General features: G+C 70.5%; 12 protein-coding genes. 6 read left to right on the forward strand and 6 right to left on the reverse strand.

Annotated features, from left to right (window positions below):
* Nucleotides 1-67: 67 nt before the first annotated feature.
* Nucleotides 68-1621, forward strand: a complete 1554-nt coding sequence (locus tag E1293_RS38530; protein ID WP_132203658.1) for a DUF4153 domain-containing protein — start codon at nt 68-70, stop codon at nt 1619-1621.
* Here E1293_RS38530 and E1293_RS38535 read toward each other — a convergent pair.
* Nucleotides 1581-2153, reverse strand: coding sequence for an NUDIX domain-containing protein (locus E1293_RS38535; protein ID WP_132203660.1), 573 nt, complete (start codon nt 2151-2153; stop codon nt 1581-1583). The two genes, E1293_RS38530 and E1293_RS38535, sit on opposite strands and share 41 nt — an antisense overlap.
* 2 nt (nt 2154-2155) lie before the next feature.
* Nucleotides 2156-2905: a GntR family transcriptional regulator gene (locus tag E1293_RS38540; protein ID WP_132203662.1), complete on the reverse strand. Its 750-nt coding sequence runs from the start codon at nt 2903-2905 to the stop codon at nt 2156-2158.
* 152 nt (nt 2906-3057) lie between these two features.
* On the opposite strand from E1293_RS38540, the gene E1293_RS38545 reads away from it, so the two are divergent.
* Nucleotides 3058-3285, forward strand: a complete 228-nt coding sequence (locus E1293_RS38545; protein ID WP_132203664.1) for a hypothetical protein — start codon at nt 3058-3060, stop codon at nt 3283-3285.
* Here the strand turns inward: E1293_RS38545 and E1293_RS38550 are convergent, their stop codons facing one another.
* The gene (locus E1293_RS38550) at nt 3286-4563 is read right to left on the reverse strand and encodes a PucR-like N-terminal domain-containing protein (RefSeq protein WP_132203666.1); all 1278 of its coding nucleotides are present in this window, start codon (nt 4561-4563) and stop codon (nt 3286-3288) included.
* A 262-nt stretch (nt 4564-4825) separates the two neighbouring features.
* Between E1293_RS38550 and qcrB the strand changes: the two genes are divergently transcribed.
* Nucleotides 4826-6448 carry a cytochrome bc1 complex cytochrome b subunit gene (gene qcrB / locus E1293_RS38555; protein ID WP_243717198.1) on the forward strand — a complete coding sequence of 541 codons (1623 nt, stop codon included), beginning with the start codon at nt 4826-4828 and terminating at the stop codon, nt 6446-6448.
* A gap of 208 nt (nt 6449-6656) precedes the next feature.
* Complete coding sequence (locus E1293_RS38560) at nt 6657-7670, forward strand: ABC transporter permease (protein ID WP_132203668.1); 1014 nt, start codon at nt 6657-6659, stop codon at nt 7668-7670.
* An 8-nt stretch (nt 7671-7678) separates the two neighbouring features.
* Here the strand turns inward: E1293_RS38560 and E1293_RS38565 are convergent, their stop codons facing one another.
* Entirely contained in the window at nt 7679-8146 is a 468-nt protein-coding gene (locus E1293_RS38565) for a hypothetical protein (RefSeq protein ID WP_132203670.1), read from the reverse strand.
* A gap of 90 nt (nt 8147-8236) precedes the next feature.
* Between E1293_RS38565 and E1293_RS38570 the strand changes: the two genes are divergently transcribed.
* Entirely contained in the window at nt 8237-8800 is a 564-nt protein-coding gene (locus E1293_RS38570) for a TetR/AcrR family transcriptional regulator (protein ID WP_132203672.1), read from the forward strand.
* A gap of 15 nt (nt 8801-8815) precedes the next feature.
* On the opposite strand, the gene E1293_RS38575 is transcribed toward E1293_RS38570, so the two are convergent.
* Both E1293_RS38575 and E1293_RS38580 read right to left on the reverse strand, forming a co-directional pair.
* Nucleotides 8816-10039 carry an MFS transporter gene (locus tag E1293_RS38575; RefSeq protein ID WP_132203674.1) on the reverse strand — a complete coding sequence of 408 codons (1224 nt, stop codon included), beginning with the start codon at nt 10037-10039 and terminating at the stop codon, nt 8816-8818.
* On the reverse strand, nt 10039-10422 hold the full coding sequence (locus tag E1293_RS38580; RefSeq protein ID WP_132203676.1) for a VOC family protein: 384 nt from the start codon (nt 10420-10422) through the stop codon (nt 10039-10041). Before E1293_RS38580 ends, E1293_RS38575 begins: the two co-directional genes overlap by 1 nt.
* 138 nt (nt 10423-10560) lie before the next feature.
* Here E1293_RS38580 and E1293_RS38585 point away from each other — a divergent pair.
* The coding region (locus E1293_RS38585; RefSeq protein WP_243717201.1) for a MarR family winged helix-turn-helix transcriptional regulator at nt 10561-11043 on the forward strand (483 nt) is incomplete at its 3' end.

The following is an 11043-nucleotide window of genomic DNA, read 5'->3' on the forward strand; positions in this document are numbered from 1 at the left end:
GGGGCAGTGGACGCCGCCGCAGCCCGGTCCTGCGGGGCCGTATGGGCGGCCCGGGTATCCGCCCCCGGTGCCTCGGCCTGTGTACAAGCCGACCAAGCTGGAGCAGGCCATCGTCGGGTGGAAGCGGCCGGCGCGGCCGATGTCGCCGGCGTTGGCGGCGGGTGTGGCGATCGCCGGGGTCATCGGGGCGGTGACGCTCGGCCCGTCGGTGACGCACGGGCTCGGCGTCGGACTCCTCATCGCGGCCACGGCGGTCGCCTATGTGGCGGGCGCCTCGGCGTGGTCGGCCGGGCGGGGGCTGCGGCCCGCGTCCGCGAAGTACGGGCGGTTCGCGCAGCTGAACCGGACAGGGATCGTGTTCCTGCTGCTCGCGGTGGGTCTGTCCGCGACCGCCGCCTTCCGGGACGCCGAGTGGGTCGTCGTTCCCGCGATCCTGCTGGCCATGGCGGTGGGCTCCTACGGGACGTCCGGCGGACGGTCCTGGCCCGAGGTGCTGTTCGGCGGGGTCGCGTTCCTGCCCGCGGTCGGCGCCATGACGCCCTGGACGGTGCGCGGTGCGTATGGGGCGGTGACGTCGGGACGCGGCAACGCGTGGCCCGCCATCCGGACGGGCCTGATCGCGGCCGGGCTGCTCGGCGTGTTCGGCGGGCTGTTCGTCGGCGCGGACGCGGCGTTCGGCAGCCTGGCGTCCGGCCTCGTCCCCGAGGTGTCGGTGGGCTCGCTGTTCCTGTACGGGTTCGCGGGCGTGGCGACGCTGCTGCTAGCGTGCGCCGGCGCGTACCTCGGGCAGTCGCCGCCGCCGCTGCACCTGCTGGCGCCGGAGCGCGCCAAGCCCGCCGGACGCTGGTCGTGGGCCGTGCCGATCGCCGCGCTCGACCTGCTCTTCCTGGTGTTCTGCGCCATCCAGGCCGGGATCTTCCTCGCCGGCGACAAGGACGAGCTGCTCCGCTCGACGGGCCTCACCTACGCCGAGTACGCCCGGCAGGGGTTCTTCCAGCTCGTGGTCGTGACCGTGCTCGTGCTGGCGGTCGTGGCCGTCGCCAAGCGCTACGCGCCGTCCGCGAGCCGCGGCGACCGGGGGACCGTCCGGGTCCTGCTGGGGCTGCTGTGCGCGTTGACGCTCGTGGTGGTCGCCGTCGCGCTGCGGCGCCTGTACCTGTACGAGGAGTCGTACGGCTGGACGAGGCTGCGGCTGTGGGTGCACGCGTTCGAGCTGTGGCTCGGCGTCGTCGTGGTGATGGTCGCGGTCGCCGGCGTCGTCAGGGGGCGCGTGGCCTGGCTGCCCCGCGCGGTCGCCGCCACGGGCGCCATCGCGATGCTCGCCCTCGTGGCGGTCAACCCCGACCAGTTCATCGCCGAGCACAACGTCGCCCGGTACCGGGACACCGGCAAGATCGACATCGAGTACCTGCGGAACCTGTCCGCCGACGCCGTCCCGGCGCTGGACGAGCTGGACGAGCCGATGCGCTCGTGCGCGCTCCGCGGCATCGCCTACGACCTGAAGGAGGACGAGCCCGCGATGAGCGCCAACCTCGCCCGGAACCGGGCCCGCGACATCCTGGCGAAGCGCCCGTCCAACATCACGGCCGACTGCTCGAACCAGTCGTCGTATCGAGAGTGAGCAGGGCGTAGGCGGCGAGCGTCGAGTCGTCGGTGATGCGGCCGTCCCGGACGAGGGCCTTGAACTCGTCCCGGGACACCCATTTCTGCCGCATGTCCTGCTCCTCGGGCTCCCGGTCGGTCTCCCCGGCCACCAGGTCGGACGCGACGAAGATGTTGAAGCCCTGCCCGCTCGTCCCGTGCGAGCAGTTCAGGTAGCCGAGATGCGTCAGCGTCCCGGCGCGCAGGCCGGTCTCCTGGGCGAGTTCGAGGCGGGCGAGCTCCTCGGGGTCGGCGTTCTGCCGGCCGGGGAGCGAGCCCTGCGGGAAGCTCCACGTCCGCTTCCCGATCGGGTAGCGGTACTCCTCGACGAGGTGGAACCCGCCGTCCTCCATCGGGACGACCAGCACGAAGTCGGGCTTCTCGACGACCCCGTAGATGCCGCGCGAGCCGTCCAGCCGCTCGACCTCGTCCTCCCGGACGACCATCCACGGGTTCTCGTACACGACCCGCGTGCCCACCTGCCGGACCGCGGGCTCCCCGTTCTGGTTCATGCTCATGCTCCCGACCCGTAGCGGTAGACGAGTTCGTGCCGGTCGCCGACCACCACCCGGTGGGTGACCTCGACGACGCGGGCATCCTGGTCGTAGGCGCGGCGCCACAGCGTGAGGACGGGCTGGTCGGCGGCGATCTCCAGCGTCTCCTGCTCCTGCACGCGGGGCAGCCGGCACGTCACCGACTCCTCGAAGGTGATCCGGTGGCCCGCCTCCTCCAGCCGCGAGTAGAGGCCGCCCGGACCGGTGTTGACCTCCCGCAGCACCGGGATCTGCTCGACGACGTCGAGGATCACCCAGGTCGTCGCCGTCTGGACGGGCGGTTCGCCCTCCACGCCCTGCACGCGCGCCCGCTCCAGCACGCGCGTGCCGGGCGGGACGTCCAGGTGGGGCGCGAGCCGCTCGCCCGCCTCGATCTCGGCGACGGTCGTCCTGGTGAACGGTTTGCGCCCGTCCTTCTGCGCCGACACGTGGAATCCGCGCCAGGCGCCGACCTGCCGGGTGATGTCGGCCGCCGCGCGGCGCACCCGCGGCGCCGTCCTGACCTGGGTGCCCGCGTTGTGCCTGAGGTGGACGAGGCCCTGGTCGGCGAGGATGCGCAGGGCCCGCCGGACGGTGGAGCGGTCGGCGTCGTACGCGCGCGCCAGCTCCCGCTCGGAGGGCAGCCAGGCGCCCGGGTCGAGCTCGCCCTCGACGATGCGGGCGGCCAGCGCGTTGCTGATGGCCTGTGCCTTCGCGGGGGGTCGCGGCATTACCAGATCCTGCTCAGGGGTCGGTGCATTGACACCACACCGTACCGATCCCGTCCGGCCGGATGCCCTTTTGGGGTTCTGCCGAACGCGTTGTGGGCGGCGCTTGGTGGTCCTATGGTAGACCTACCATAAGCCGACCGAGGGAGCCCCGCGTGATGTCGGTGTCCATGTGCATGCCCGGGTGGCACAGCGAACGCTCGAACCGGGGCCTGCGGGCCACCCGCGTCACCCCGCTCTCGGACTACCAGCTGCTCAACGGCTGCCTTGAGGAGATCGTCGCGCTGGACGAGGGCGAGCTGTGGCTGCTCTGCGACGCGCAGACCCGGCTGGCCGAGCGCGTCGCCACCGCGGAGCGGCTGCGCTCGGCCCACCGGACCTGATCAGCCCCTGCGCAGGGTGACGACCTCGCCGGAGTCGCCGACGACCTCGCGGACCGGCGGGATGATCCGCTCGCCCGCGTTGTCGGCCAGCAGCGCCCGCGCCCGCAGCACGATCTCCAGGTCGAAGCGCAGGTCCGGGTCGAGCAGCTGGTCGCCGAACAGCTCCTCCAGCTGCCGCAGCCGGTACCGGACGGTCTGCGGGTGGACGTGCAGCCGCATCGCGACCTCGTTGGCGTTGCGGCCCGACTGCAGCCACGCCAGCAGCGTCTCGGCGAGCCGGTCCTGCTGGCTGGCCCGCAGGTGCGCCAGCGGCGCGAGCCGCAGGTCGGCGAGCGAGGTGATCAGCCCCTCGTCCTGGAACAGGATCAGCGTGGACATGTGCTCCACGCTGCGGATCACGCCGCTCTCCGCCTCGATCACCCCGCGCTGGACGAGGCACAGCGTCTTGCGCGCCCACTGGATCGACCGCGCCGCCTCCATCAGCGGGACGGTCGGGCCGACGACGGCGAGCGTCCCGGACAGCGCGCGGTCGACGAGCTTGGCGCGGCCCGGCCCGTCCGGGTCCGGGATGATCAGGCTCGGGGTGCGGCGGGTCAGGTCGGCGAGGACGTCCGGCGGGAACGCGGGCTGCCGGGTGTCCTGGTGGGGGCGGCCGAGCGCGACCGCGGCGATCGTCCGCGGGACGGGCCAGTGCGCGGCGGCGGCGAGGTCGGCGATCGCCTCCTGCGCGGCGGGCGGGTCGGCGAACAGCAGGTCGAGCAGCCGCTTGCGGCGGCGCTGCATCTCGCCCGCCACGGCGGCCTTGGCCTGCGAATACCCTTCGGCGGCGGCGTGCGCGAGCTCGTCCTGGAACTCCATCAGGACCTCGCCGACGGCACCGAGCAGGCGCGGCGGCACCTGCAGGACCTCGGCGCCCTCGGTCATCCGCCGCCACGCCACCATGCCGCCGACCCGCATCGCGGTCTGCATGGCGTCGAGGCTGCGGCCCTCGCCCGCCTCGCCGCGGCCGATGGCGCGGAAGAAGTCGGTCACCGGGGCGGGATCATGGCCGGGATCGGCCACCCGCTCGACGAAGAAGTGGAGTACGCGCTCGACGGCGAGGCGGAGGGTGCCCGAATAGGACCCGTCCCCCGGCCGGTCGTACTCCCTGACGCGCGTCTGGATCTCCTGGATCATGTCGTCCGCGACCTCGTCGAGGTGCGGTCGCATGTGATCTGCCAGTTCCTGCGGCAGATCCGCCCACGGGCGCCCGTTGGTGGTCGAACCGTCGTTCGCCACGAAACCTCCCAGCTCCGTCCCCGAGCGTTGCGCGCCGTACACGCGGGGTAATTACTTACTTATGGGACCTGTGTGGGGCAAATCATGACCCGTGGCGAGCCCGGGCGCAAAGTCTAAGTTGAGATACGTCCAGCTTTGGCCGGGCGGTTGAACGACGTGATCAGGGCTCTTGGCGAGTGTTCCGCGGCCCGGACCCTCTGGCCGGGGCGGCCGTCCGGTGCGACAGTGAAGGGCACGGACGAGCACTGCGTGAGGTGGTCACGTGCCAGCGAACCCCGGCGACCGCGTACCTCCCGAGTCCCTGGCCGCGGCCGGCCGGGCCATCGACGAAAGGTTCGGCGCCGCGGCGTTCATGCGGAAGGCGCTCCGCAAGGCGTTCCCCGACCACTGGAGCTTCCTGCTCGGCGAGATCGCCATGTACTCGTTCCTCATCATCGTGCTGACGGGCGTCTACCTGACGCTGTTCTTCGTCCCGAGCATGAACGAGGTCGTCTACGACGGGTCGTACGGGCCGCTGCGGGGCGTCCGGATGAGCGAGGCGTACGCGTCCACGCTGCACATCACCTTCGACGTGCGCGGCGGGCTGCTCATGCGGCAGATCCACCACTGGTCGACCAACATCTTCCTGGCCGCGATCGTCATCCACCTGCTGCGCAACTTCTTCACCGGCGCGTTCCGTAAGCCGCGCGAGCTCAACTGGCTCATCGGGATCGTGCTGTTCATGCTGGTGATGGTGAACGGCCTGTTCGGCTACTCGCTGCCGGACGACCTGCTGTCCGGCACCGGCCTCCGCATCCTCGAAGGCGTCATCGCTTCGATCCCGGTCGTCGGCTCCTACGCGCTGATGTTCCTGTTCGGCGGCGAGTTCCCCGGGACGGAGATCATCCCGCGGCTCTACGTCATCCACATCCTGCTGATCCCCGGCATCCTGCTGGCGCTGATCCCGCTGCACGCCGTCGTCCTCACCTGGCGGCAGACGCACACGCAGTTCCCCGGCAAGGGCAGCACCAACACGACCGTCCGCGGCTACCCGTTCTTCCCCGTCTTCATCGCCAAGACGACCGCGTTCTTCCTCTGGGTGTTCGCCGCGACCGCGCTGCTGGCGACGTTCTTCCAGATCAACCCGATCTGGCTGTTCGGACCGTACGACCCCGGCGCGATCAGCTCCGGCTCGCAGCCCGACTGGTACATGGGCTGGCTGGAAGGGTCGCTGCGGATGATGCCCGCGTGGGAGATCAACGCCTGGGGCCACACGGTGCCGATGAGCGTCCTGATCCCGGCGCTCGGCGTGCCCGGCGTCCTGTTCACCGGCCTCGCCGTGTACCCGTTCCTCGAACGGTGGGTCACCGGCGACAACCGGGTCCACCATCTCCTCGACCGGCCGCGGGACGTCCCCGCCCGGACCGGCATCGGCGCCGGCGGCGTCGTCTTCTACGGCGTCCTCTGGGCGGGCGGCGGCAACGACGTCATCGCCGACCACTTCGACATCCCGCTGTTCTGGACGACCTGGTTCTTCCGCTTCGCGATCGTCCTCGGCCCCATCCTGGCCTACATCGCCGCATACCGGATCTGCCTCGGCCTCCAGCGCCGCGACCTCGGCCTGGCCCGGCACGGCCTGGAGACCGGCGTCATCCGGCGCCTCCCGAACGGCGAGTACATCGAGGTCGAGGTCCCGCTCGGCGAGGAGCGCCTCGCCCCGGTGACGGACGCCCGTCCACCCGCGGCCGTCGCTCTCGAACGTCCCGACACCGAAGGGGTGACCGCGCCCGCCGCCCGCACCCGCCTCGGCCGCCTGCGCATCGCCCTGAACCGCCGCTTCCTCCGCGACCTCGGCTCCCCGCCCACCCCGGAAAGCGCCGACAAGCACAAGGCCATCGGCCCCTGACCCGTCCCGCCGCCCGTCCGGTGGCCGGGCGATCAAGATCGCACAACGAAATCGAAACGGGGACTGGGTCCGGAACGAGGCACGACCTGATCATGGGCTGTGCGTGCTCACGGCCCCCTCCGGCCGCGAGCCATGCGCGCGCCTGAGAGGAGGTGAAGGCGACGCCCGGTGGCCGTGTCCTCCCGGCCGGCGGGCAGGGCCGGGGAATGTGTTCGCGTACCTCGTCCGGCGCCTGTTCGGCGCCTTCTTCATGCTGCTGCTGATCAGCCTGGTCACCTTTGGCATCTTCTTCTGGATCCCGAAGCTGGCGGGGCAGACCACCGACCAGATCGCGGCGGCCTACGTCGGGCGGGCGGCCACCCCGGAGGCGATCCAGGACACCAAGGAGCGCCTCGGCCTCGACGAACCCGTCGTGGTCCAGTACGGCAACTGGGTGAAGTCGATCGTCGCCGGGACGGACTACGACGCCGGCCCCGTCACCGACCACTGCCCGGCGCCCTGCCTCGGCTACTCGTTCCGCAGCAGCCGCCCCGTCCTGGGGACGCTCGTAGACCGGGCTCCGGCGACCGCGTCACTGGCCTTCGGCGCATCGGTCATCTGGCTGATCGGCGGCATCGCCACCGGGGTGCTCTCGGCGCTGCGCCGGGGCTCGGTCTGGGACCGGGCGGCCATGGTCATCGCGCTGAGCGGCGTCTCGCTGCCGATCTACTTCACCGGCCTGGTCTCGCTCGCCCTCTTCTCCTACACCCTGAAGATCTTTCCCGGCGGGGGCAGTTACCAGCCCTTCACCGACGATCCCGTGATGTGGTTCCAGGCGCTCGTCCTGCCGTGGGTGACGCTCGCCTTCCTCTATGCGGCGATGTACGCGCGCCTCACCAGGGCGGGCATGCTGGAGACGCTGAACGAGGACTACATCCGCACCGCCCGGGCCAAGGGGCTGCCGGAGACGTCCGTCGTCCTCAAGCACGCGCTGCGCTCCTGCCTGACGCCGATCATGACGGTCTTCGGCCTCGACCTGGGGCTGCTGCTCGGCGGCGCGGTGCTGACCGAGAACACTTTCAGCATTCCCGGCCTGGGGCAGCTCGCGCTGTCCTCGGTCAAGAGCGGCGACCTGCCGATGGTCCTCGGCGTCACGCTGATCACGTCCGCCTCGATCGTCTTCCTCAACCTGCTCGTCGACATCCTGTACGCGGTCGTCGACCCCAGAGTCCGCCTCGGCTGACGTTGCCCTCACCCGCCGTTGAGATCGCGCGCGGGGTCCAGGCGAAAGACGGCCGTGGTCGTGGTGTGCGGCGTGATGTCGGTGATCGGCGCATCCACGGCGAAGGGCAACTCGGGGTCCTGGTAGCCGGCCTGCGGCAGGTACGTCGCGAGCACCGCGGCCGCCTCCGCACCCTCGATCAGCACGCTCGCATGGTCGGTGTCGGCGCCGTCCGGACCGTCCCGCTCGACGGTGCAGCGTCCCGCCGCGATCAGGTTGCGCACCCAGTCGCGGCGGCGGATCGCCGAGCACAGGTAGAGGTGGCCGCCGACCTGGGTCACGTTGATGCCGAAGCGGCGGGGCCGTCCGGTCGTCCGTCCGCGCACCCTGATCACCCGGCGCACCGGGGCGCCTTCGCGGTAGGGCTGGACGGGCTCCGCACGAATGTCCTCGATCGCCCGCGCCATCATCTCCCGGTAGTCGGCAGGTGAATCCATATCGCGTCCTCCCTAAAACCGGACCGCTGGTCCGTATCGTTTTCCGGAGCTACGATACGGACCAGCGGTCCGGAAGAGCAAGGGGAGCCGATGGACAGGACGGAACGGGCGGACGCCGTCCGCAATCGTGCGGCGGTCCTGTCGGCGGCGGCCGAGCTGTTCGACCGGGAGGACGTCCAGGACGTGTCGATGAGCGACATCGCCGCCGCCGCCGGCGTGGGGAAGGGGACCGTGTTCCGCCGCTTCGGCGACCGCACCGCCCTCATCGAGGCGGTCCTGCAACCGAGGGTCTCCGCGTTGCGGGAGGCGGTGGAGTCAGGCCCGCCACCCCTGGGACCAGGCGGGACGCCAGGCGACGCCCTGCACCGCTACCTCGACGCACTCCTCGACTTCGTCTGGGCCAACCGTGGTCTCATCCGGGCGCTGGAGCATCGCGGCCCCTACGCCTACTACGCCAACGCGGCGAGCCAGTTCTGGATCGAGGAACTGGCCCGCCGCCTGGCCGCCGCCCGTCCCGGCGACGATGCCGACTACCTGGCCCACGCCGTCTTCACCGCCCTGCGCGCCGACGTGATCGACTACCTCGTCACCGCACAGGACATGCACCCGGACCGCATCCGCGCCGGCCTCCACAACCTCGCCCTGCCCGCCTGACGGGCGCGCCGCTGTTCAGTCCGTGATCAGGGACGGAGAAGCGGCCGACTCATCGGCCGCCGGAACGGTGCGCGCCGTCTTACGGCCGGTGGCGAGCATGACGAGCAATGAGGCCGCTGTCAGCGCGACGCCGAACCAGACGACGCTCGTGACGCCCAGACCGTCGGCGAACAGCCCGCCGAACAGTGCCCCGAGCGCAATGGACGTGTTGTACGCCATGGTGTTGAGCGACATCGCGGCTTCAAAGGTCTCGGGCGCTGCGGCCAGCGTCATGTTGACCTGGGACAACTGCACGACACCGAAGGAAAGTCCCCAGAGGACGAGTGCGACGACCGAACCGGCCGTCCCGGCACCGATCGTGAGCAGCAATAGCAGGGACACCACGAGTCCCACGGCGCCGACGATGAAGCTGCCGCGCAGGCTCCTGTTGACCGTGTATCCGGCGATGAAGTTTCCGGCGGCGCCGCCGATGCCGAAAATGATCAGCACCACCGTGATGAAGGTGGGCGTGGCGGATGCGTTCTCCTCCAAGAAGGGCCGCACGAAGGTGTAGGCCCCGAAATGGCCGAGCACGAACAGCACGACGGTGACGAGCACGAACCGCAGCGGCACGTTCGTGCGCGGGAGCCCGAAAACCTCCCGGACGGAGACCGCGTTCGCCGACGGCAGCGACGGGACAATGGCGGCGACGGCGAGGAACACCAGCAGGCTGAGACCGGCCCAGATGAGGAACGTCGTCCGCCAGTCGGTGAGGTTCTCCAGGACCGTCCCCAGCGGGATGCCCACCACAGTGGCGATCGAAATGCCGGACATCACGATCGCGGCCGCCCTGCTCGCGTGGCGTTCCGGAACGAGACGCATCGCCATGCTCACGCCTATCGCCCAGAACACTCCGCTCGCGAACCCCATGATGAGCCGCGTCGTCAGGACCACCGGATAGTTCGGCGAAATGGCGGTGAGCAGGTTTCCCAGTGCCAGTATGGCGAGCAGCGTGGACAGCAGCACGCGCCTGTTCACACGCCTTGTCCATGCCACGATGAACGTCACGCCCAGCCCCGCCGAGACGCCGTACAAAGTGACCATCAGTGCGGCGACTCCCACCTGGATACCGAGGCTTCCGCTCAGCGGAGTAAGGAGGCCGACGGGCATCAACTCGGTGGTGAGGAAGGCGAACAGACTGGCCGTGATCGCGGCGACCCCGAGCCATCCCCGCGCGGTCGAGTGCGAATGCTCTCCCATTACTCGGCGTCCTCGGCGTACCAGCGCAGTTCGATGACGTTGCCGTCCGGGTCCTCGACGTACACCGACTGCCCGGTGCCGCGTGCGCCGGACCGGGCGACCGGCCCCTCCAGCACGGTGAGGGCGCCGGACTCGATCGCCTGCCGCCAGTCGAGCGGCTCCACGACCAGGCAGAAGTGGTCCACGTTGGACCCGCCGCGCGAGCCACCGAGCAGGTCGATGATCGTGAACTCGTTGACCCGCACTGACGGGAAGGAGACCTCGCCCGCCCGCCACTCCGCGACCCGCTCCTGCGCGAGCCCGAGCGTTCCCGAGTAGAACTCCAGCGACCGCTCGACGTCCTGCACGTTCAGCACCAGGTGATCGAAACCCGTCACACGCATTGCCGACCTCCTCCACAGCCGTCCGGACCCGTTACCGAGAGCCCGGAGCACCAATATCTCAACGTTGAAGTGTTCAACGCTGAGGAGACTACGCCAGTGATACCTTGACGTCAAACACTTCAACGTTAAGGAGTTCAGGTGGAGCGTGAGCGTGACGCGGTCGACCTCGTCGTGGAGCAGTGGGCCCGCGCCCGCCCGGACCTCGACGCGTCCCCCATGCGGGTCCTCGGCCGCCTCTCCCGGCTGACCCGGATCGCCGAACGCGAACTCAAGGCGCTCTTCAGCGAGTTCGGGCTGGAGCGAGGCGAGTTCGACGTCCTCGCCACCCTGCGCCGCGCCGGCTCGCCCGAAGGCATGACCGCCGGAATGCTGGCCCGCTCCTCGATGGTGACCTCGGGCGCCGTCACCAACCGGCTGGATCGCCTCGTCGCCAAGGGCTACGTCACACGCGAAGTCGACCCCGCGAACCGCCGCACCGTAGTCGTCGCCCTGACCCCCACCGGCCGCGACCTAATCGACCGCGCCGTCGCCGCCCACATAGCCAACGAACAACGCATCCTCGCCGCCCTAGACCACCGACAGCAGGACGACCTGGCAGCCACCCTGCGCACCCTCCTCCTC

This window comes from Actinomadura darangshiensis (assembly GCF_004349235.1).
In the GTDB taxonomy this organism is placed as follows: domain Bacteria; phylum Actinomycetota; class Actinomycetes; order Streptosporangiales; family Streptosporangiaceae; genus Spirillospora; species Spirillospora darangshiensis.